Source organism: Pseudomonas kuykendallii (genome assembly GCF_900106975.1).
Classification (GTDB): domain Bacteria; phylum Pseudomonadota; class Gammaproteobacteria; order Pseudomonadales; family Pseudomonadaceae; genus Pseudomonas_O; species Pseudomonas_O kuykendallii.
The window spans coordinates 366,913-388,080 of the sequence record NZ_FNNU01000005.1; the positions used below are offsets into that span (position 1 = coordinate 366,913).

The 21,168-nt window shown below is 66.0% G+C and carries 23 protein-coding genes and 1 pseudogene; 11 read left to right on the top strand and 13 right to left on the bottom strand.

The annotated features are described in order from the left end of the window. Positions 1–71: 71 nt before the first annotated feature. The 3 genes from BLV15_RS17620 to BLV15_RS17630 all read right to left on the bottom strand — a co-directional run bounded on the left by BLV15_RS17620 (position 72) and on the right by BLV15_RS17630 (position 2,024). A complete protein-coding gene (locus tag BLV15_RS17620) occupies positions 72–572 on the bottom strand; it encodes a universal stress protein (RefSeq protein ID WP_090230996.1) in 501 nt (166 codons plus the stop codon). 115 nt (positions 573–687) lie between these two features. Further along, positions 688–1,641 carry a putative 2-dehydropantoate 2-reductase gene (locus tag BLV15_RS17625; RefSeq protein ID WP_090230997.1) on the bottom strand — a complete coding sequence of 318 codons (954 nt, stop codon included), beginning with the start codon at positions 1,639–1,641 and terminating at the stop codon, positions 688–690. After that, positions 1,641–2,024: a thioredoxin family protein gene (locus BLV15_RS17630; protein ID WP_090230998.1), complete on the bottom strand. Its 384-nt coding sequence runs from the start codon at positions 2,022–2,024 to the stop codon at positions 1,641–1,643. Before BLV15_RS17630 ends, BLV15_RS17625 begins: the two co-directional genes overlap by 1 nt. Between BLV15_RS17630 and BLV15_RS17635 the strand changes: the two genes are divergently transcribed. Next, positions 2,023–2,448 carry a PilZ domain-containing protein gene (locus BLV15_RS17635; protein ID WP_090230999.1) on the top strand — a complete coding sequence of 142 codons (426 nt, stop codon included), beginning with the start codon at positions 2,023–2,025 and terminating at the stop codon, positions 2,446–2,448. The genes BLV15_RS17630 and BLV15_RS17635 overlap by 2 nt on opposite strands. Positions 2,449–2,602: 154 nt before the next feature. Further along, entirely contained in the window at positions 2,603–3,679 is a 1,077-nt protein-coding gene (locus BLV15_RS17640) for a 3-deoxy-7-phosphoheptulonate synthase (RefSeq protein WP_090231000.1), read from the top strand. A gap of 58 nt (positions 3,680–3,737) precedes the next feature. Here the strand turns inward: BLV15_RS17640 and BLV15_RS17645 are convergent, their stop codons facing one another. Continuing rightward, positions 3,738–4,019 carry a GNAT family N-acetyltransferase gene (locus BLV15_RS17645; protein ID WP_090231001.1) on the bottom strand — a complete coding sequence of 94 codons (282 nt, stop codon included), beginning with the start codon at positions 4,017–4,019 and terminating at the stop codon, positions 3,738–3,740. 535 nt (positions 4,020–4,554) lie between these two features. Here BLV15_RS17645 and BLV15_RS17650 point away from each other — a divergent pair. Continuing rightward, positions 4,555–4,806 (top strand): Lpp/OprI family alanine-zipper lipoprotein, encoded by a 252-nt coding sequence (locus tag BLV15_RS17650; protein ID WP_090231002.1) that lies wholly within the window; start codon positions 4,555–4,557, stop codon positions 4,804–4,806. Positions 4,807–4,916: 110 nt separating this feature from the next. Here the strand turns inward: BLV15_RS17650 and BLV15_RS17655 are convergent, their stop codons facing one another. The 3 genes from BLV15_RS17655 to BLV15_RS17665 all read right to left on the bottom strand — a co-directional run bounded on the left by BLV15_RS17655 (position 4,917) and on the right by BLV15_RS17665 (position 6,915). Further along, entirely contained in the window at positions 4,917–5,873 is a 957-nt protein-coding gene (locus BLV15_RS17655; RefSeq protein WP_090231003.1) for a L,D-transpeptidase family protein, read from the bottom strand. Between the two features lie 87 nt (positions 5,874–5,960). After that, positions 5,961–6,242 (bottom strand): hypothetical protein, encoded by a 282-nt coding sequence (locus tag BLV15_RS17660; protein WP_090231004.1) that lies wholly within the window; start codon positions 6,240–6,242, stop codon positions 5,961–5,963. 67 nt (positions 6,243–6,309) lie between these two features. Next, a complete protein-coding gene (locus BLV15_RS17665) occupies positions 6,310–6,915 on the bottom strand; it encodes an arylesterase (RefSeq protein WP_090231005.1) in 606 nt (201 codons plus the stop codon). A 10-nt stretch (positions 6,916–6,925) separates the two neighbouring features. On the opposite strand from BLV15_RS17665, the gene BLV15_RS17670 reads away from it, so the two are divergent. From BLV15_RS17670 to greB, 3 genes are read left to right on the top strand one after another with little or no spacing between them, the layout of a single operon-like run. Continuing rightward, entirely contained in the window at positions 6,926–7,609 is a 684-nt protein-coding gene (locus tag BLV15_RS17670; protein ID WP_090231006.1) for an ABC transporter ATP-binding protein, read from the top strand. Beyond that, a complete protein-coding gene (locus BLV15_RS17675) occupies positions 7,609–10,113 on the top strand; it encodes an ABC transporter permease (RefSeq protein ID WP_090231007.1) in 2,505 nt (834 codons plus the stop codon). Before BLV15_RS17670 ends, BLV15_RS17675 begins: the two co-directional genes overlap by 1 nt. Positions 10,114–10,153: 40 nt before the next feature. After that, positions 10,154–10,651: a transcription elongation factor GreB gene (gene greB, locus BLV15_RS17680; protein ID WP_090231008.1), complete on the top strand. Its 498-nt coding sequence runs from the start codon at positions 10,154–10,156 to the stop codon at positions 10,649–10,651. Between the two features lie 23 nt (positions 10,652–10,674). Here greB and BLV15_RS17685 read toward each other — a convergent pair whose 3' ends face one another. After that, positions 10,675–10,983, bottom strand: a complete 309-nt coding sequence (locus tag BLV15_RS17685) for a hypothetical protein (protein WP_090231009.1) — start codon at positions 10,981–10,983, stop codon at positions 10,675–10,677. Between the two features lie 437 nt (positions 10,984–11,420). Here BLV15_RS17685 and BLV15_RS17690 point away from each other — a divergent pair, with 437 nt between their 5' ends. After that, on the top strand, positions 11,421–11,837 hold the full coding sequence (locus tag BLV15_RS17690) for a lipase secretion chaperone (RefSeq protein ID WP_139210737.1): 417 nt from the start codon (positions 11,421–11,423) through the stop codon (positions 11,835–11,837). 1 nt (position 11,838) lies between these two features. Here BLV15_RS17690 and BLV15_RS17695 read toward each other — a convergent pair whose 3' ends face one another. Beyond that, the gene (locus BLV15_RS17695; RefSeq protein WP_090231089.1) at positions 11,839–13,257 is read right to left on the bottom strand and encodes an MltF family protein; all 1,419 of its coding nucleotides are present in this window, start codon (positions 13,255–13,257) and stop codon (positions 11,839–11,841) included. Positions 13,258–13,441: 184 nt separating this feature from the next. On the opposite strand from BLV15_RS17695, the gene BLV15_RS17700 reads away from it, so the two are divergent. From BLV15_RS17700 to BLV15_RS17710, 4 genes and pseudogenes are all read left to right on the top strand, one after another. Next, complete coding sequence (locus BLV15_RS17700; RefSeq protein ID WP_090231011.1) at positions 13,442–14,278, top strand: TatD family hydrolase; 837 nt, start codon at positions 13,442–13,444, stop codon at positions 14,276–14,278. Between the two features lie 587 nt (positions 14,279–14,865). Further along, a pseudogene (locus tag BLV15_RS22590) lies at positions 14,866–15,027 on the top strand (HAMP domain-containing protein); the annotation flags it as partial. A 114-nt stretch (positions 15,028–15,141) separates the two neighbouring features. Next, on the top strand, positions 15,142–15,897 hold the full coding sequence (locus tag BLV15_RS22595; protein ID WP_414704003.1) for a methyl-accepting chemotaxis protein: 756 nt from the start codon (positions 15,142–15,144) through the stop codon (positions 15,895–15,897). Positions 15,898–15,999: 102 nt separating this feature from the next. Further along, entirely contained in the window at positions 16,000–16,347 is a 348-nt protein-coding gene (locus tag BLV15_RS17710) for an Mpo1-like protein (protein ID WP_090231013.1), read from the top strand. Positions 16,348–16,359: 12 nt separating this feature from the next. Here BLV15_RS17710 and BLV15_RS17715 read toward each other — a convergent pair whose 3' ends face one another. The 4 genes from BLV15_RS17715 to BLV15_RS17730 all read right to left on the bottom strand — a co-directional run bounded on the left by BLV15_RS17715 (position 16,360) and on the right by BLV15_RS17730 (position 21,165). After that, complete coding sequence (locus tag BLV15_RS17715) at positions 16,360–17,157, bottom strand: acyl-CoA thioesterase (RefSeq protein WP_090231014.1); 798 nt, start codon at positions 17,155–17,157, stop codon at positions 16,360–16,362. A 107-nt stretch (positions 17,158–17,264) separates the two neighbouring features. Further along, a complete protein-coding gene (locus BLV15_RS17720; protein WP_255964486.1) occupies positions 17,265–19,274 on the bottom strand; it encodes a transglutaminase TgpA family protein in 2,010 nt (669 codons plus the stop codon). Beyond that, positions 19,271–20,248, bottom strand: a complete 978-nt coding sequence (locus tag BLV15_RS17725) for a DUF58 domain-containing protein (RefSeq protein WP_090231015.1) — start codon at positions 20,246–20,248, stop codon at positions 19,271–19,273. The genes BLV15_RS17720 and BLV15_RS17725 overlap by 4 nt, the downstream gene beginning before the upstream one ends. Then, on the bottom strand, positions 20,248–21,165 hold the full coding sequence (locus tag BLV15_RS17730) for an AAA family ATPase (RefSeq protein ID WP_090231016.1): 918 nt from the start codon (positions 21,163–21,165) through the stop codon (positions 20,248–20,250). Before BLV15_RS17730 ends, BLV15_RS17725 begins: the two co-directional genes overlap by 1 nt. Positions 21,166–21,168 lie beyond the last annotated feature (3 nt).

Genomic DNA, 21,168 nt, shown 5'->3' on the forward strand with positions numbered 1-21,168 from the left:
ACCATATTATTAGTTGAGGGTGTAAAGCTAGACGATTTTTATAGTCACGCTCACATTTAGTGCGCGCTATTTCAAAAATCCGCCCGCGCCCGCGTCTGCAACATCGGCACCAGGTAGACCGGCACCTCGGCCAGTTGCATCACACAGGTGGCGGTGCGTCCGAGGGAAGTACCGTTACAGCTGTCCTGGCTGTGCGCACCGAGTACCACTGCATCCACTGCCAGTTCACGGGCCTGTTCGAGGATGACCTGGGGCGGGTCGCCGCGGATCACCCGCACCGTGCGGATCAGGTCCAGGTTTTCGTAGGCTTCGCCCATTTCGTCGCGGAAGCCTTCCAGCACGCGCTGCTGGATGTTCGACATGACCACGTCCAAGCCATCGGTGCGCAAGCGCTCGAGCGTGTCCTTGTCCAGGTAGGTCTGCAGCACCGACTCGGCGAACAGTCCCATGGGCTCCACCGCGTGCACCACGTAGAGCTCGGCCTTGTAGGCCTGGGCCAGGGAAACCGCATGCTGTAACACGTAAGGCGCGTATAGACCGAGGTCCGTGGCGTAGAGAATGGTCCGGATCATATGCCCTCCGACTGCGAGCGAATTGGGCCTCGCCACAGCTTAGCAGCGGATATGAAAATGGCATGCATCGGTCGACCGTCGACAATCCGGCCCCATTCGGCCCCGCAGAAAGGCGCTAGACGCGCCCCTCGCTCAAAAAGCTCAGCGCCTGATACAGCGCGCGCGTACAGGGCATGTCTTGCCCCTTGGCCTCCGCCGCGGAGAGCGGCGCGGCATAGATGGCCGGCAGTTCCAGCGGGCGGCGGGACAGATGATCGTGGTACATGCTCGGCAGGTAATCGCTCATCCGTTCGGTCATGACCAGCAACTTGTCGGCAAGACCGGGCGGCATTGCGTGGCCGCAGGCCTCGGCGCCCTGCACAACCTCCAGCATGATCGAGCGGATCAGCGCGCGGCTGTCCGCCTGCCCCATGAGTGCCTCGGTTCCGGCATCGAGCAGCACCGAGAGCCCGTTGTAGGGCACGTTCCACACCAGCTTCTGCCAGCGCGCCTGGTCTAGGTTGGCCATCGCGGTGGATTCGAGGCCCGCCTGGCGGAACATTTCGCAGCCGCTTTCGAGGATCGCCTGGCGCTCTGCCGCGTCGATCGCCGGCCCCGAGTGATAGCCGAGGTTGACCCCGCCCAGGGCCTGATGCACCACTTCCCCCGGCGCACGACGGTGGGCGCAGATGTAGCAGAGCCCGCCGATCAGGTGCAGCCCTTCGGGCAACAGCGGGCGCAACGCCTCCTCGACCCCCAGGCCGTTCTGCAACAGCACCACCTTGGCGTCCGGCGCAGCCGCCTGCGCGATCAGCGGTGCGAGGTCGGCGTTGCTGGTGGTCTTGGCACCGACCAGCAGCCAGTCGCAGGGCGGCATCTGCGCAGCCTCCCGGTAGGCCTGCACCGGGTTGAGCAGCAGTTCGCCATGCACCGCGCTATCCACCCGCAGGCCGCGCTCGCTCACGACAGCGAACTCGCTGCGCAGCAGGAAATGCACGTCGTAGCCGGCACGCGCCAGCATCAGGCCGTAGAAGCCGCCGATGGCGCCCGTGCCGATGATGCCGATGCGTGGACGATGGATTTCGCTCATCAGGGAAGCTCCTCTGCGGGACCGGCCAACGCCGCGTCCAGGGCTGAAACAAGGGAAGCGCGTTCGAGTCGCGCCTGCAATGCGCCAAAGAACTGGCCGTCGCGGATCACGAACAACGCCGGCAAGTGGAAAACGCCATAGCGTTCCACCAGCCCGCCATTGTCGCCAGCGTCCACCCAGCACAGACGCTCGACGGGCAACGCCATGCCGGGCAACTCGCGACGCGCCCTGCGGCAACTGGCACAACCGATGCTTGTGAATACCACCAGCGAAACGCCCGACAGGTCGAGCAGGCGGTGATCCGCGTCGAAGTCTGTCAACTCGAGCTGGGCTCTTATACTGTCTTCAGCAGCCATCGTCGTGTCATTCCAGGAGTCGTCCATGCGCCGGTTCTTACGTCACCCCAGCGACATGCCCATCGAGTTGAAGCCGCGCGACCAGGAGCGCCTGCCGCGACAGCGGCTGAACAATATCAGCCTTGGCGGGGTGGCGTGCAATTGCACGGAGCGCCTGCAGAACGGCACGCCGATCGAACTGCGCATTCCCCTGTTCGGCGACGACGCCACCTGCAACGGCGTGATCGCCTGGTGCGAACAGGAAGCCGGCGGTTACCTGGTGGGCATCACCTTCATCGACGAGGACACCCTGTTCAAGGCGCGGATGGTGCAGCAGGTCTGCCAGATCGAGCGCTATCGGCGCGAGCGCGAGGAACAGCTGGGTACCCAACTGGGCATCGAGGACGTCGCTCAGGAATGGATGAGCGCCCATGCCGAGGAATTCTCCCGCGACAGCTTCGACCGCCACTGACGCCGGTCCGCGCAGGCGCATCGCCCATTGTCTCGCTCCCGCCTAAGCGGTAAGGTTCCGTTCCCCCGCGCTCGACCCTCGGTGATCCGCCTCGCAGGGGAACGCGAGCGGCTCGAAAGCCGCGCTCCGACGACCCGACCTGATGAAAAGCACGATGGCTGATTTACCGATCGACGATCTTAACGTTGCCTCCAACGAAACCCTGATCACCCCTGATCAACTCAAGCGCGAAATCCCTCTCAGCGAAGCGGCTCAACGTACCGTGGCGCATGGCCGGCAGGTCATCCGCGATATCCTCGACGGTCGCGACCATCGTCTGTTCGTGGTGGTCGGGCCCTGCTCGATCCACGACATCAAGGCCGCCCACGAGTACGCCGAACGCCTGAAGGCGCTTGCCGCGAAGGTATCGGACAGCCTGTATCTGGTCATGCGCGTGTACTTCGAGAAGCCGCGCACCACGGTCGGCTGGAAGGGCCTGATCAACGATCCTTACCTGGACGACTCCTTCAAGATCCAGGACGGCCTGCACATCGGCCGCAAGCTGCTGCTTGACCTGGCAGAAATGGGCCTGCCCACCGCCACCGAAGCCCTCGACCCGATCTCGCCGCAGTACCTGCAGGACCTGATCAGTTGGTCGGCCATCGGCGCCCGCACCACGGAATCCCAGACCCACCGGGAAATGGCCTCCGGCCTGTCCTCGGCAGTCGGCTTCAAGAACGGCACCGACGGCGGCCTGACCGTGGCGATCAACGCGCTGCAATCGGTTTCCAGCCCGCACCGTTTCCTCGGCATCAACCAGCAGGGCGGCGTCTCCATCGTCACCACCAAGGGCAATGCCTACGGCCACGTGGTGCTGCGCGGCGGAAACGGCAAGCCGAACTACGACTCGGTGAGCGTGGCGATCTGCGAGCAGGAACTGACCAAGGCGAAGATCCGCCCGAACGTGATGGTCGACTGCAGCCACGCCAACTCCAACAAGGACCCGGCGCTGCAGCCGCTGGTGATGGACAACGTCGCCAATCAGATCGTCGAGGGCAACAGCTCCATCGTCGGCCTGATGGTGGAAAGTCACCTGGGCTGGGGCAACCAGTCGATCCCGAAGAACCTGTGCGACCTGAAGTACGGGGTGTCGATCACCGATGCCTGCATCGACTGGGACACCACCGAGAAAACCCTGCTGGGGATGCACGCGAAGCTCAAGGACGTGCTGCCCAGACGCCAGCGCGGCTGAGCGATCGGGCAATGAAAAACGCCGGGCATTGCCCGGCGTTTTCGTGTCTGGACCTGCTTCACTCCTTGGCTTTGAGCTTCTCCTGACGCTCCATGTAGCGTTCGACGTAGGAGCAGGAAGCGATCACCGAATAGCCGATGCGCTCGGCGTAGGCCAGCGCGTGCTCGGTCAATGCCAGGGCGATACCGCGTCCACGCAGGGCGTTGGGGACGAAGGTGCGGTAGATGTCCAGCGTCTGTTTACCCAGGTCCATGTATGCCAGGTAGGCTCGATTACCATCCACGATGATCTCGAACTGATGAGCCGTCTGGTCATGCCGGATGGATAATGCCTCGCTCATTGCTTACTCCTCGGCGGACCTCGTGGGCGGGTCCGAATCTTATTGATCTTATTCTGGCGGAGACTGTGACCGGTCGTTGCCACTTCGACAGGCGTTGATGCCTCGGCGTTCTGGCTTTGTAACACTCCGATGCCGGCCAAGTGAATAGTCGATATGCCCGACGGTGCACTCGACAGTACGCGGGAGGATCACGGCGACCCTCCGCGGAGTTGTACCGGGCGTTTTCAGGACAGGAGAGATCGCTCGGTCAGGCCGACGTGCTGGAGAATTCCTGGCTATTGCCTATTAGGCGAATGAAAAGTGTCATCGCCGCATAGTGTCCGCGGACTGGGCGGATATGTTGGAAGAACACCAGCTGGTTGTTTTTTATACAAAAAAAGGCGCCGAGAGCATTCTCTGCGCAACTTCTTCAAAAAACTACCTATACCTTGCGTTTGCCGCGTTTACTTGGCCCAAGTTATAGGTAACATATAGCCCGCAAATTTCCTGGTTCGGGAAATTGCTTGAATAGATTGTCCACCTTAAGGGGAACACGATGAACAACGTTCTGAAATTCTCTGCTCTGGCTCTGGCCGCAGTTCTGGCTACCGGTTGCAGCAGCGTCACCAAAGAAACTGAAGCCCGTCTGACCGCCACCGAAGACGCCGCTGCTCGCGCTCAGGCTCGTGCCGACGAAGCCTACCGCAAAGCCGACGACGCCATGGCCGCTGCTCAGAAGGCTCAGCAAACTGCTGACGAAGCCAACGAGCGCGCTCTGCGTATGCTGGAAAAAGCCAGCCGCAAGTAATAGTCTCCGGACTATCGAAGCCGACCCCTGGGTCGGCTTTTTAATGCCTGCGATTCGTCCAATAAAAAAGCCCCGCCGGCAATACACGGCGGGGCTTTTTTGTCGGCGTGTCACTGGGCGACGGGAAGGCTCGCGGCATGCATGACGCTGTCGGCGACTTCGATCGGCAAGCCGTCTTCGGCCGCCACCACCTCGCGAACGATTTCCCAGTCCATCTGCTGGTTGGCGGCGATGTCCTGACGCTGCAGCAGCGTGTTGATCACCGCGGTGTGCTTGTCGACGTGCGACGGGTCACCGTGGTCATCCAGCGGCTGATGGGCTTCGAGATAGATCTTTCCGCCGCTGACGCCGAACTTGTAGGGCTCGTTGATGATGCGCACCGGCGTACCCACCGGCGCCATCTTGGCCAGCTCCAGCACGTTCTGGTTGAGCATGCGGAAACAGCCGTGGCTGACGCGCATGCCGATGCCGAATTTCTTGTTGGAACCGTGGATCAGGTAACCGGGCAGGCTCAGGCTAAACTTGAACGGACCCAGCGGGTTGTCCGGCCCCGGCGGCACCACCGCTGGCAACGGGTCACCCTCGGCGGCGTGTTCGGCGCGGATCGAAGCCGGCGGATACCAGGCCGGGTTGGCGGTCTTGGCGGTCACCTTGGTCAAGGTGATCGGCGAGCCCCAGCCCTCGCGACCGATGCCCAGCGGGTAGGTGTGCACCACGTTCTCCCCTTTCGGGTAGTAGTACATGCGGTACTCGGCGAGGTTGATGACGATGCCTTCGCGCGGGCCGGGTGGAAGGATGAAGCGCGTCGGCAGGATGATTTCGGTGCCGGCGCCCGGCAGCCACGGGTCGACACCGGGGTTGGCGGCGACCATTTCCAGGTAACCGAGGTCGTTGGCCTCGCCGACGTCGGCGAAGGTGTCCTCGTACTTGGCGGTGACCACCTGAATCTGCCCGACCACGTCTTCACCTGGCGGCGGCAGAGGCAGCTCCAGTGCGGAGGCGGAACCCGCGACACTCAGCGCGGTGAAGAACAGTGAGCAGGCGACCGCAGGAACGCGCGACGACATCCGAAGATCCTTGAGGGGTATGACGGGAAAGAGGCGAAATTGTACACGCAGGCCTCTGCCTCGGGGAGTCCTCGGGGGTGCCCGAGCTCAGGCCATCGACCATTCGGGGCGGCTGCCGCGCCGGTGCTGCTGCAGCATGGCCTTGCAGTGTGCGCACAGGCGCCGGTCATGCAGCGCAGCCCGCTCCATGCTCCGCCAGCGCGGCATGGCCGGCAGCAAACCGCCGCACAGGGTGCGATCGGCATGCCCGCTCAATTCGAGTTGGCGTTCGACGATATGCAGGCGTATCTCGCGACAGGCGAACAGGTCGAGCTGCTCGTCCGGCTCGATCAGTTGATAGGCATGCAGAGACCAGGCGGGACGCGGCATCGGGGGCTCCAGAACGGGGCCGCCACCTTAGCCGAAAGGCCCCGCGCGGAAAAGATGGCGCCGCGCGTTAAAGCAGCGGTTCCAGGGTCGGCCAGAGGTTGTCGAGCATGCGCGGCTGACCTACCGCCGCCGGATGGATGCCGTCCGCCTGCATCATCCCCGGCACGCCGCCGACGCCTTCGAGGAAGAACGGCACCATCGGCACCTTCTCCTGCTCGGCCAGCGACGCGAAAACCTGTTCGAAGTTGCGGTTGTAGCGCGCGCCATAGTTCGGCGGCAGACGCATGCCCAGCAGCAGCACCCGCGCGCCACTGGCCTTGGACTTCTCGATCATCGCGGCAAGATTCTGTTGCAATTGCTGGGGAGGCTGGCCGCGCAGTCCATCGTTGCCACCAAGCTCGATGATCACCAGCTCCGGCTTGTGTTCGGAGAGCAGCGCGGGAAGCCTGGAAAGCCCGCCGGCACTGGTGTCGCCGCTGATCGAGGCGTTCACCACCTGATGCTCCAGGCCCTTCTGCTGCAGGCGTTTTTCCATCAGGGCGACCCAGCCCTGGCTGGTATCCAGTCCCAAACCCGCGCTGATACTATCGCCGACGACCAGCAGGGTGCCGGCAGTCGCCCCTTGGGCCCACAGCAGCAAGGCGATGGCGGTACCGAAAAACCACGTACGCATTGGATTCTCCATGAGCGCAAGCATTCTCAAAGCGCAGAACCTTAGCAAAGTGGTCCCCAGCGCGGAAGGCGCGCTGATCATCCTCCACGACCTCTCCCTCGACCTGCAGCCCGGCGACAGCATGGCCATCGTCGGCAGCTCCGGCTCCGGCAAATCGACCCTGCTCGGCCTGCTCGCCGGGCTCGATCTGCCCAGTTCAGGTGAAGTGACGCTGGCCGGGAACAGCCTCAACGACCTCGACGAAGACCAGCGAGCCCAGGTGCGTGCCGATCACGTCGGGTTCGTCTTCCAGTCGTTCCAACTGCTCGACAGCCTGAGCGCGCTGGAGAACGTGATGTTGCCGCTGGAACTCGACGGCCTTCGCGATGCCCGTGAACGCGCCCGCGACCTGCTCGACCGCGTCGGCCTGGGTCAGCGCCTCACCCACTACCCACGCCAGCTTTCCGGCGGCGAGCAGCAGCGCGTGGCGATCGCCCGCGCCTTCGCCGCCGAACCGGATGTGCTGTTCGCCGACGAACCCACCGGCAACCTGGACAGCCATACCGGCGCGCACATCAGCGACCTGCTCTTCACGCTGAACCAGGAGAACGGCACCACGCTGGTCCTGGTCACCCATGACGAACGCCTGGCCCAGCGCTGCCGCCGGGCGATCCGCCTGGAGGGCGGCCAACTGGTGGATCGTCGGGAGCCCTGATGAAACGCCTGCCTCTGACCCGCCTGTTCGCCCTGGCCTGGCGCCAGTCGCTGCGCGATGCCCGCGCCGGCGAACTGCGCGTGCTGTTCTTCGCCCTGCTGGTCGCCGTGGCGGCGAGCACCGCCATCGGCTACTTCGGCGCCCGCCTGAACGGCGCCATGCTGATGCGCGCCACCGAGTTTCTCGGCGCCGACCTGGTCCTGCGCGGCTCCTCGCAAGCGTCCCCGGACCAAGTCGAAACCGGCACCGCGCTCGGCCTCGACCATGCCCGGGTGGTGGAGTTTTCCAGCGTCATCGCCACCGATGCCGGCATCCAGCTGTCCAGCGTCAAGGCGGTCGACAGTGCCTATCCGCTGCGCGGCGAACTGAAGAGCGCGGCCGAGCCCTATGCGGAGGAACGCTCCGGCGGCGGCCCGAAGCCCGGCGAGGCCTGGGCGCAAAGCCAGTTGTTCGCGGCGCTCGAGTTGAAGGTCGGCGACACCATCGAGGTCGGCGAGAAGAGCCTTCGCCTGACCCGCGTGCTGACCTACGAACCGGACAGCAGTGCCGACTTCTATAGCCTGACGCCCCGCGTGCTGATGCACATCGACGACCTCGCCGCGACCGGCATCATCCAGCCTGGCAGCCGCGTGAGTTACCGTGAGCTCTGGCGCGGCGACAGCCAGGCCCTGGCGCGCTACCGCGATACGCTGACGCCGCGGCTGCAACCCAACCAGCGCCTGGAGGATGCCCGCGACGGCAACCGCCAGATCGGCAACGCCCTCGGCCGCGCCGAACGCTACCTGAACCTCGCCAGCCTGGCGGCGGTGCTGCTTGCCGGTGTAGCGGTCGCGCTATCCGCCGCACGCTTCGCCTCGCGACGCTTCGACGCCAGCGCGCTGCTGCGCTGCCTGGGTCTTTCGCGGCATGCCGCGCTCGGCCTCTACGCGATGCAACTGGCGATGCTCGGGCTGCTCGCCTGCAGCATCGGCGCACTGCTCGGCTGGCTGGCCCAGTACGGGCTGTTCCATCTGCTGCGCGGCATGCTGCCGGCTACCCTTCCGGGCGGTGGCGTGTGGCCGGCACTGGCAGGGATCGCCACCGGCATGGTCGCCCTCGCCGGCTTCGCCCTGCCGCCGCTGGCGGCGCTCGGCCGGGTTCCGCCGCTGCGCGTGCTGCGCCGCGACATGCTTCCGGTGGCACCCAGCACATGGTTTATCTATGGCGCCGCCCTGCTCGCCCTCGGCCTGATCATGTGGCGCCTGAGCCTCGACCTGATGCTGACCTTCGCCCTGCTCGGCGGGGGAATCGCCGCGGCGCTGCTGCTCGGCGGCCTGCTGTTGCTGGCGATGCGCGGGCTCCGTCGGCTGCTGGCGAAGGCTTCGCTGCCCTGGCGCCTGGGTCTTGGCCAGTTGCTGCGCTATCCGCTCGCCGCGGCCGGCCAGGCGCTGGCCTTCGGGCTGATCCTGCTGGCGATGTCCTTGATCGCGCTGCTGCGCGGCGAGTTGCTGGACACCTGGCAGAACCAGTTGCCGGCGAACGCGCCGAACCACTTCGCCCTCAACGTGCTGCCCGCCGACAAGGATGCCTTCGCCGCACGCCTCGCCGAGTTGTCGCCGCATCCGGCGCCATTGTTCCCGATCATTCCCGGTCGTCTGCTGACGATCAACGGCGAGCCGGTGCGCGAACTCGTAAGCAAGGACACCCAAGGCGATCGTGCGGTGCGCCGCGATCTCAGCCTGACCTGGGCGCAGGACCTGCCCAGCGACAACACGCTTACCGCCGGTACCTGGTGGGGCGGGCTACCGACCGGCGGGCTGCCTGGGCTGTCGGTGGAAACCCAGCTGGCCGAAAGCCTCGGCCTGAAACTTGGCGACCGCCTGCGCTTCAACATCGGTGGGCTGGAGCGCGAGGCTCAGGTCACCAGCCTGCGCGACGTGCATTGGGACAACTTCCAGCCGAACTTCTACATGATCTTCCAGCCCGGCACGCTGCAGGATCTGCCGGCCACCTACCTGACCAGCTTCTATCTGCCGCCCGGCAACGACAAGGCGCTGGTCGGGCTCGCCCGGCAGTTCCCGGCCGTGACGCTGCTGCAGGTCGAGGCGCTGCTCGCGCAATTGCGCAGCATCCTCGCCCAGGTCACCGCGGCGGTGGAGTTCGTCCTGCTGTTCGTTCTCGCCGCCGGTCTCGCGGTGCTCTTTGCCGGCTTGCAGTCGACGCTGGACGAGCGCATCCGCCAGGGCGCGCTGCTGCGTGCGCTGGGCGCCGGGCGACCGCTGCTGCTGAAGGCGCGCCGCGCTGAGTTCGGCCTGCTCGGCGGCTGCGCGGGCGTACTCGCCGCGCTGGGCTGCGAGCTGGTAAGCGCCCTGCTCTACCGGCTGGTCTTCGATCTGCCCTGGCATCCGCACCCGTGGCTGCTTCTATTGCCGGTGATCGGCGCGCTGCTGGTCGGCAGCGCCGGGGTGATCGGCACCCGTCGCGCACTGAATGCCAGCCCGCTGACCGTTCTGCGCGAGGGTTGAGCTTGCTAGACTCCGCGCCCTAACCCTCGCTGCGAACCCCATGAGCCGCTATCGCCCACCGCGCACCGCCGGAACCCCACTGATCACCCCCGAAGGCGAGGCACGCCTGCGCGCCGAGCTGCACGAGCTGTGGCACGTGCGTCGGCCACAGGTCACCCAGTCGGTGAGCGAGGCAGCCGCCCAGGGCGATCGTTCGGAAAACGCCGAGTACACCTACGGCAAGAAGATGCTGCGCGAAATCGACAGCCGCGTGCGCTTCCTGACCAAGCGCCTGGAAAGCCTCAAGGTGGTGGATGCGCGCCCTGCGGACGCCGGCAGGGTCTATTTCGGCGCCTGGGTGACGCTGGAGGACGAGGACGGCGTCGAGTCGCGCTACCGGATCGTCGGCCCGGACGAACTGGACCTGAAGCAGAACTTGATCAGCATCGACTCTCCCCTCGCCCGGGCCTTGGTCGGCAAGGCGCTGGACGCGGAAGTGAGGGTGCATACCCCAACAGGCGAGAAGACCTGGTACATCGTCGCCATCGACTATCCGTGAGAGCGCAGCGCCGTCGCTGACTCTCAGCGACGGGTGATCAGCCCCTGCCGCGCGACGCGGGTCAGCTCGTGTATGCAGGCTTCCAGGTTCTTCGCATCCGGCGCCGGAAGTACCGCGAAATCGAAGCTGTCGCTGGCGAGGTCGGCCAGGGATTCGTCGGCACGCACGAACTGGATGAGGAAGTTGCAGGCCTTGTTGCGATCCTTCGGCCAGCCGTCGAGGTAGCGCAGCAGTCGCGGCTGGTTGTCGCCGGCGAGGAGGATCTTGGGGTTGCGCGGTAGCAGCCTCGAGGTGATCGGGGCCAGGCGCAGATTGGAAGGAGAAGGAATCACGTCTATTAATCTCTGCCTCGGGGTCCGCTGGGCAGCGGCGAGAGGCATCACCGAACCAGCGCTTTAGCGGTATTTCGAAGCCTTTGGGCTCCCGGCGCCCCGCAAGTAGCTGACTAAATCGGCGCAGGGGTGAAATGCTAGAGAACCGCGCCCGCCACTGTCAACCGGCGGGCGATCCGCAGACCAGGTCTAGCCACACGCGTGACCCAAGCGTCCGGCGCTACGAAAATGCTGGGTAACGCTGCACCCCGAGCCGCATCGCGTTCCACCTCGTAACAACCTACGGTTTGGCACACGGCCTGGCCAGCATTTGGCCATGCCGCCAACGGCCGCGTCATAGAGGCATCGAGGCCGAAATTGCTGCAGCTGGCACGCATCCTGCGAAGCCGATGCGGTAGGCGCGCCATGGGGACGCGTCGCGAAATCGGTCGCCATCCATGAAGAAGCACCTCAGCGTCGCTTCGCCAGCGGAGCACCGCCCTTATCGCACAGGGAATACGCGCGCGGTCGCTTCCCGTGCGGAACCGCCGGCGGCTCGCCGCCTGCTGCCCTTGTCGCTGCTGACCGCGGTGTGCCTGGCCGCCACGCTGCACTCCGCGCCTTTACAGCAGAACGGCGGCGGCCTGTCGAACGCCGAACAGCGCGCCGAGCTCGAACAGGCTCAGCGCTGGGATCACCGGCTGCAGTCGTTTCGCAAATCGAAGGCGCGTATCGAGCTGAACGAGCAACTCGATCAGGGAGAACGAGCGGTGGCGATCCGGCGGCTGGCCGAGGCGTCCTTCGCCGCCGACGAGATACGCTGGCTGGAAGCGTCCGAGCAACTCGCCTGGGCCCGCAGCGGCGGCAATCGCTGAGTCAGTTGGCGCTCAGCGCGGTGCGCCGCGGCTCCAGCCGTTCGCGCTCGCGCTGGTAGGCGAGGAAATACTTGTTCACCGCATTCACGTAGCTGACCACGCCCATGCCCAGCTGCTCGGCGGCCACGCGCTCCACCTGGAAGAACCACTGATTGGGGTTGAGCCCGCGGCGCTTGGCTTCCGCACGCAGCCCCTGGACCCGTTGCGGACCAAGGTTGTAGGCGGCGAGCACGAACGCCATCCGCTCGCGCTCGTCGAGCCTGCCGCTGTTGAAGTACTGGCGGCGCAGCATCGCCAGGTACTTCGCGCTCGCCTGCACGTTGTTGTCCAGCGACTGCACATCGTTGACTCCCACCGTGCGTGCCGCCGCCGGAGTGATCTGCATCAGCCCCACCGCGCCACTGGCGCCGCGCGCCGCCGGGTTGAGGGTCGATTCCTTGAACGCCAGCGCGGCAAGGTTCAGCCAGTCGAACTCGTGCTGATCGGCGTAGCGCTGCAGCACCGGACGCACCTTCTCCAGGCGCTGCCGCTCGCTGCGCGCCAATGGATCGTGTACCTGGTAGAGCCTGCGGTAGACGCGCTGGAACGTGGCGTCGCCGTTCTCCGGTGCGCGATAGCCCTGCAGGAAGCGATCGACGCTGGCGCGCAGCATGGGCGCATCGTGGCTGGCGAACCACGCCACCTGACCCTCGTCGCCCAGCGCGATGTTGCGATCGACGCGCAGCTTCGGCAGCACCTTGGCCCAGCGCTCGGCAATCGGGCGTTCGACCACGGTGAGCGGATAGATGCCGGCCTGGACCATCTCCAGCACGTCCTCCACCGCCAGCGACGGGTCCACCCATTCGATGAGGATCGGCTTCTGCTTGCGCCGGGCCAGCTCCTGGTTCACCTTGCCCAGCGCCTCGCCGGCCGCACTGCCGGCGGGCAGGACGACGGTGCGCCCGGCCAGTTGGTCGACCCGTTGGTAACAGCGATTGCCCGCGCGCGCGACCAGCACCAGAGGCACCTTGTCGATGACCGCGGTACTGGCGCTGACACCACGCTCGTTGCGCATCCCCATCAGTTCGCCTGGAACAACCAGATCGCCCTCGCCGCGCTGCAAGGCACCGAACAACTGATCCTTGGCCCGCGGAATCAGCTTCAGGCTGAGCGTCCTGCCATCGCGGGCGTTACGATTGAGGTATTGCTCGAAGGCCCGCAGACGGTTGTACTCCACGCCGATGGACTCACCGGCGACTTCGCCGGAGGTGTTGCGGCTCTGGTTCACCAGCACGCGCAGCACGCCGCTGCGGCGTATATCGGCGAGATCGCGCACGTCGCTCTGCGGCTGCCAGTTCTCGGCCTGACCCGCCAGGCGCGCTGCGGCAGGCAGCGGAGCCAGGGCCAGAAGGCCGAGAAGAAGGAGCAACGCCCGCGTCATCGGATCTCCCGGCCGGAACGCCTGCATGCAGGGGCTCCAGCCGTCCAGGAATGAGAGACTGTCGGCGACCGTGGCCGCCCACTCGATCGACGAGAGTCTCACAGGCCGTGCAAAGGCGCCAGTCCGACAGGACAAAGCACATCAAGTAATATTCTTATCATTATGTTTTTATTGAAGATATTAGATGAGTAAAGATCCTGATACGCAGCCCCTTGAGCTGATCGACATCGGCGTCAACCTGACCCACCCGAGTTTCGCGAATGACTGTGAAGCCGTGCTGGATCGCGCCTACGAGGCCGGTGTCAGCCAGTTGGTACTGACCGGCACCAGCGTCGAGGAGAGCGAAAAAGCGCTGCTGCTGTGCGAGACGCTAGACCTGGATGCCGTTCGCCTGTTCGCCACCGCCGGCGTGCACCCGCACGACGCCAGCCAGTGGTCCGCCGACAGCGCGAGCCAGCTGCGCGTGCTGCTCGGCGATCCGCGCGTGCGCGCCGTCGGCGAATGCGGGCTGGACTTCAACCGCGACTTCTCCCCGCGTCCGCAGCAGGAAAAGGTGCTGGAGGAGCAACTGTCCCTCGCCGCGGAACTGAACCTGCCGGTGTTCCTGCACGAACGCGACGCCAGCCAGCGCCTGCTGGAAATCCTCCGCGACTATCGCGATCGTCTGCCCGCCGCGGTGGTGCATTGCTTCACCGGCGAGAAACGCGCGCTGTTCGGTTATCTCGACCTGGACCTGCACATCGGCATCACCGGCTGGATTTGCGACGAACGCCGCGGCCTGCACCTGCAACCGCTGGTGCGCGAAGTGCCCCGCGGCCGCCTGATGCTGGAGAGCGACGCGCCCTACCTGCTGCCACGCAGCCTGCGGCCCAAACCCAAGAGCAACCGAAACGAGCCAGGCTATCTCGGCGAAGTGCTCGGCGTGGTGGCGCGCCACCGCGAGGAGTCGCCAGCGCTCCTGGCGGAGCACAGCAGCGCTTGTGCGCGAGAGTTTTTCCGCCTTCCGCTGCCGCCGAGATAAATCGGTCGCTATCCTCAAGCCTGAGGTTTAGCCGCCGTTAACCTGTCATGACGGCTTGACCATCGTCAGCAGCCAACGAGCCATTGCTGGCAAAATACTGGCACTGCCAATCGATCAGTTTTGAATAGAAGAAGAACGCCATGGGTGTCTGGATTCGCGACCTTTCTCTGAAGTACAAATTCTGGGCGCTCAATGCAGTGTCGTTCCTCACTACCTTGCTGGTGGTGCTCTACGCGATGCACCTGGAACAGGGTGGGCGCAGCGTCGATGCGCAGCGCCATGCCCAGGAGCAGGCTCGGATCGTCGCCAGCTGGCCAGCGCAGCAGCCCCTGCCCACCTCTTCCAACCTGCTGAGCTTCAGCAAGGACGCGCCGCCCCGCCTGGAGAACAACCTCGGTGCCGAACTGACCCGCGCCAGCGGCTGGATCGAGTTGCCGCACGATTCGCTGTTCGGCGACCAGCCGTTGATCGGCGCCCAGGTGATCGACCTGAATGGCGCACGCGTCGCGCTGCTCGCGCGGGCGCCGAGCCTGCTGGATATCTTCATCGAACGCGCTCCGGCCTATGCCATTGCCGTGGCCGTGCTGATGCTGCTGTTGCTGGCCGCCTCGCAACTGCTCATCCGTTTCCTGCTCAGCCACCTGAACATGCTCAAGGACGTGATGCTGCACGTGGAAAGCAGCGGCGATCTGTCCGCCCGCGTGCCGCTCGAAGGCAAGGACGAGGTCGGCCGCATGGCCAGTGCCTTCAATGCCATGCAGGCGGGCTACCAGCGTGTGGTGAGCACCGTCGCCCAGGCCGCTTCGCGCCTCGACGAGGGCGCCGGCAGCCTCGCCACCAGCATGAGCGAGGTACGCCAGGGCATGCTCGGCCAGCAGAGCGAGACCGACCAGGCAGCCACCGCCATCAACGAGATGTCCGCCACCGTTCACCACATCGCCCAGCACACCGCCGACACCCGCGATCAGTCGCGCTCGGCCGACCAGCTGGCCGGCGCCGGGCAGAATGTTGTAGGCCGGGTCAAACAGTCGATTTCCGGGCTCTCCACCGGCGTACAGCAGACCGCCGAGATGATTCAGCAACTGGCGGCCGACAGTCAGAAGATCAGCAGCGTGGTCAGCGTGATCCACGGCATCGCCGAACAGACCAACCTGCTCGCCCTCAACGCCGCCATCGAGGCCGCACGCGCCGGCGAAATGGGCCGCGGGTTCGCCGTGGTCGCCGACGAAGTGCGCAACCTGGCCAAACGCGTCCAGGACTCCACCGACGAGATCACCAACATGATCGGCGCGCTGCAGTCCGGAACCCGCGACGCCGTGGAATTCATGCAGGAAAGTTCGCTGAAGGCCGATGACTGCGTGAAGCTGGCCAACGATGCGGGCGAGGCGCTGGAAGCCATCACCCAGGCCGTGGCGCAGATGCGCGACAGCAATACCCAGATCGCCGTCGCCGCCGAGCAGCAGAGCCAGGTCGCCGAGGAAATGACCCGTTCGGTGGTGGGCATCCGCGACGTCACCGAACAGACCGTGCAGCAGACCGTCTCCTCCGCCGCCACCAGCAGCGAGATCGCCTCGCTGGCCGGCGAGCTGAGCCGTGCGATCCGTCAGTTGAAGCTCTGAGCCTTTCCGCGTAACTGCCTATGGCCTCCATAGGCAGTCCTCATTCGCCGCCCGGCATGGCCGCACCCTAGACTTCAGGCATCTCTTCAAGGAATGCCGACCATGGGCCTGCGCCTGCAATACCCGTCCCGCTCGACGCCGGACTACGCCGCCACTCACCGTCACCCGACCAACCTGCTGCTGCACCTGATCGCCGTGCCGCTGTTCATCGTCGCCAGCCTGCTGTTGCTCACCGGGTTGCTGGGCGCGAGCCTGTTGCCGGTGGTGCTGGGGGTGATCGGGCTGGTCGCCGCGCTGGCGCTGCAGCGCCAGGGGCACAAACGGGAGCAACACGCGATGGACGCCCATCAGGAATGCCTGCAGGAGGTGCTGCTGGAGCAATTCGTGACCTTTCCGCGCTTCCTCCTCAACGGCGGCTGGTGGCGTGCCTGGAAGCGTCGCCGACCCTGAACGCGCGACGCCTCAGCCAAACACCGTGACGGTTTGCCGGCTCAACGCGACCAGTTCGCCAGTGGGTGTCCACAGTGCAGCGGCGACGTGGCCGTAGCCGTCTCGGGCATGTTCGATATCGGCGCGGTACAGGCACCAGTCGTGGGTGGTCAGCGGCGGTATCGGCTGGACGAATTCGATGGTCCAGGTCAGCGAGCTGCCCGGCACCGGACTGCGCAGGTGGGAAAGCGGCGCGGGCGGCCAGGCGTCGACGAGCGCCAGCAGATGTGCCTCGTTCACCGGCAACTCATCGACCTCACCGCGCAAACGCACCCAGCCGCCCATTTCCCGAGACGGGTTGTTGCTGAATGGAAAGCCGCCGAGTCCCCAACGCATCGACAGGTGACGGCCGAATTCCGGCGTGATCCCCCTGATGTAGGGCAGCTCCTGGCACTCCTCGACCGGTTTCATGGCCGGAGCCGGCAATGCCGGAACGTTCACCGCGGACTCGCGGGACGCGCCAAAGCTGCCCTGTACCAGGGTCACTACCTGGCCATCCTGAACGGCGCGACCGAGCACCTGGCTCACTGCCTTGCCCTCACGCAGCACCTCCGCCTCGAAGCGCACCGGCTTCTCGCAGATCAAAGGGCCAACGAAGGTGATCGCCAGCGATCTCGGCGGCCGGCCTTCCGGCACTTTCGCCCGCATCGCCTCGTAGACCAGCGCCGCCGCCAGCCCGCCAAAGCCGGCGCGGCCCTGACCCCACTCCTTGGGAACCTGGATGTTGTTCGGGTCCATGCGTACAGCCTGGATCAGTTCGAACAGGGTCATGCTCACCTCATCATTGTGCACTGCGACCTGGAAAGGGATGCATCTTAGGGGATGGATGCCGGCGCCAGACAAGGCTGTTACGCCAATTGCGCTGGCTGATCGGCGCTTCAGCGGGTGCTGCGGGTGAACCGCCAGGGCAGGCGCCGACGCAAACCGGTGAGTGCCTGACGCAGTTCGCCGACGGCGCCGGGCCTGCCGGCATAACGCTGCGCCTCGTAGACGCGGAGGAACGCGCGGATGCTTTCGGCCTGTTGCGGCAGCGCCGTGGCGGCACGCTCGGCGAATGCCCGCGGCCCCTCGCCCCGCGCCCGGCGCAGGCCGTGGCGCGCCAGCAGACGCTCGAAGCCCAGAAACACCCGCTGCTGCGGATCGCGTTCGCGACGCCAGGGTTTCAACAGCCCGAGCGCCACCCCCGACAGAATCAGCCCACCGCCACCGACCAGGGCAATCAGCAGCAGACGTGTATCGAAAGCGCCAAACCACCGCTGCAACAGATTGGCCTGTTCCTCGCCCTGATAAGCCAGCACCCAGCGTTGCCAACCGTAGTTCAGGTTGTCCCAGGACAGGCGCAGCTGGTTCATCCAGCCGATGGAGCGGTAGCGCAACGCGGAGAACAGCGAGCCTTGCAGGAAGCTGCGCTCTCCCGCCACTGCCTCCTCCAGGCCCTGCTCGATACGTGTCGGGGCGACCTGGAACGTGGGGTCGACGCTCACCCAGCCGCGTTCGGGAAGCCAGTACTCGACCCAGGCGTGGGCGTCGAACTGGTGGACCGAGATGTAGTTGCCGGCCGGATTCACCTCGCCGCCCTGGTAGCCCGCCACCACCCGCGCCGGAATGCCGGCCGCGCGCAGGACGAAGGTCATGGCGCCCGCGTAGTGCGCGCAGAAACCGCGGCGGGTATCGAAGAGGAACGCATCGATGCCATCCACCCCGGTCGGCGGCGGTTTCAGGGTATAGACGTAGGGTTCCCGATTGAAATGCTGCAGCAGCGCCTGCACCAATGCCTGCGGGTCGGCATAGCGGCGTTTGAGGTCGGCGGCCCAGGCACGGGCGCGCGGTTCGCCCTGCTCGGGCAACTGCAATGCACGGCGCTGAAGGAGGGGCGAATCCTCGGGTTCGCGCACGGCATCCGGCCATGAGGTCACCTGATAGAACAGCGACTTGTCCACCGGACGATAACGCTCCAGGCGGAAATCGCTCATCAGCCGGGTGCGCTCCAAGCTGGTCTCGCCGGTATCCAGGGCGAACAGCCAGGGCCTGGAGCTGGGCTGCATGATGACGTTGTAGCGCAGCGCCTCGCCGCGCTTCTGCCACTGCGGCTCGATCGGGTACTGCGCCACCGACGACTGCGACCAGCGTCGCCCGTCGAAACGCTCCAGTGTCAGCGCCCGCCAGTAGAGCTGCGAGCGGGGCGGCATCGGACCGTCGAAACTGGCCCGGAAGGCCAGTTCGCCGGACTGGCTGAGCTCGGCGATATCGCCGGGCTCGATGTTGTCGGAAAGCCCGGTCACAGCGCCGCCCGCCGGTTGCGGCAACGACCACAACGGGCCGAGCCGGGGGAAGAAGACGAACAGCAGCAGCATCAGCGGCAACGCCTGCGCGAGCATCCCGCCGGCCAGGCGCAGGGTCGGCCAGGGCCGCTCGGCGAACGCGCTTTGCTGCAGGCCGATCAGAGAGGCCAGCAAGGCGCTCACCGAAAGCAGCGTGAACAGCGCGAGGAGCATGCTGTCGTCGAACAGGTAACCGGTGACCACCACGAAGAAACCGAGGAACACCAGCACCAGGGCGTCGCGTCGGCTGCGCGTTTCCACCAGCTTGAGGACGAACGCCGAGATCAGCAGCACGCTGCCGGCATCCAGGCCGATCAGGCTGCCGCGGGAAAACCATACCCCGGCCGCGGCGCCGGCCATCAGCACGACCTTGGCCAGCGCATTCGGATAGCCCGCGCGCATGCGGTAAATCTGGATGCGCCAGAGCGCGCAGACCAGCCACAGGGCGATGGTCCAGGCAGGCAGATGGAACAGGTGCGGCACCATCACCAGCGCCTGGGCGATCAGCAGCCAGGTCAATGCCACCCGCGGGATGGGCTGCGCGACGCTGGAACGGCGGGTGCTCACGGGCGGTTCCCTGGGCGCTGCTCGTTTGCGTACAGCGCCAGTGCGCGCAGGCACGCCTCGCGATGGGTCTCGCCGCTGTCCGGCCCGAGCTGGACGCCGGGAAGATGCAGCGCGAACGCCTGGCCTTCGTTGCAGAACTGCAGCACCCAGTGACAGAGCAGCGACAACCTGGACTCGAGGTCGCCTTCCAGCGCATCCAGGTCCAGGTGCAGGTCGCGACCGCTGAGCGCGGCGAATTCCTTGACCAGCAGGCCATGCCCGCGTGAGTAGGCCTTCCAGTGCAGGCGCTGTTTCGAGTCGCCCGGCTGGTAGGTCTTGAGGCCCTGGTAATCGTCCGCGCCCTGGCCCAGTTGATGGCTCCCGGACTCCTCGCCGTCGTCGCCTCGGCCGGCGGCCAGCGGCAGGTCACCGGGCAGCGGCCGCGGATAGACCAGCAACGCCTGGTCCAGGTCGACCCACGACCAGGCGACCAGGATGCCCAGCGGGAAGCGGCTTTCCACCTTCAGCCGACCGGGACGCAACCAGCCGCGACGCAGCGCCGGCTGGCTCAATTCGCACTCGCCAAGGCCAAGCGCTGGCACATCGAGGCTCTGCAGCTCTGCCGGCGGCCAGCCGATGGCGATCGCCTGGTGCGCCCGCCCGCTGCTTTCCAGCAGGACCTTGAAGCGCGCCTGCTCGCCGACGAACACCGCGCCGCCGCCCCCGGCCTTGAGCACCAGCCCGGCCAGGTTGCGGTAGGTATGCAGGATGGCGACGATGCCCACGGAGGCCAGCAGGAAGGTCAGCCCGTAGGCCAGGCTGTTCTGGTAGTTGATGCCGGCAAGCAGCATGAGCAGCAGGGATACGCCGAACGCTGCGCCGACCCGGCTGGGCACGATGAAGATGCGCCGCTGATCCAGGCGCACCCGCTGGGCCGCCGGGATACGTTTGGCCAGCCAGCGATCCCATCGCGGACGCAGTGGGGTATCGGCCATCAGACCGCCGCCACCTCGGTCAGCAGCCAACGCACCAGCGCGCCACCACCGTGCCCGCTGGGATCGGCGCGCTCGCGCAGGCGGTGGCCGACCACCGCCGGCAGAACGGCCTGCACGTCTTCGGGAATCACGTACTCGCGGTCGGCGAGGAACGCCCAGGCACGGGCGGCGGCGAGCAGGGCCAGGCTCGCGCGCGGCGACAGTCCCCAGGCGAACTGTGGCTGGCTGCGCGTGGCCTCGACCAGCCTCAGCACATAGTCGACCAGTGCATCGCTGGCACGGACCTGCGGCACCAGCTCCTGCAGCTTCGCCAGCTCGGCATGGTCGAAGACCGGCTCCAGGCGCGGCAACAGGTCGCGCCGCGCTTCGCCGAGCAGCAGCGCCTTCTCGGCGCCCTTGGCCGGGTAGCCCAGCGACAGGCGCATCAGGAAGCGATCGAGCTGCGATTCGGGCAACGCGAAGGTGCCGCCCTGAGTCACCGGGTTCTGCGTGGCGATGACGAAGAAAGGGTCCGGCAATGGCCGGGTAGCGCCTTCAATAGTCACCTGGCCCTCCTCCATCGCCTCGAGCAGCGCGCTCTGGCTCTTCGGCGTGGCGCGGTTGATTTCGTCGGCGAGCACCAGCTCGGCGAAGATCGGCCCGGGATGGAAGGCGAACTGCCCGCTGTCCTTGTCGAACACCGAGGTGCCGAGGATATCCCCGGGAAGCAGGTCGGACGTGAACTGGATACGCTGGAAACTCAGGCCCAGAGCCTTCGCCAGGGCATGGCTGAGGGTGGTCTTGCCCATTCCCGGCAGGTCTTCGATCAGCAAATGGCCGCGTGCCAGCAGGCAGGTCATCGCCAGGCGAACCTGATGTTCCTTGCCCAGCAGTACACCGTTGACCATCTGCAGGCAGGCATCGAGTTTGGTGCGCATGCG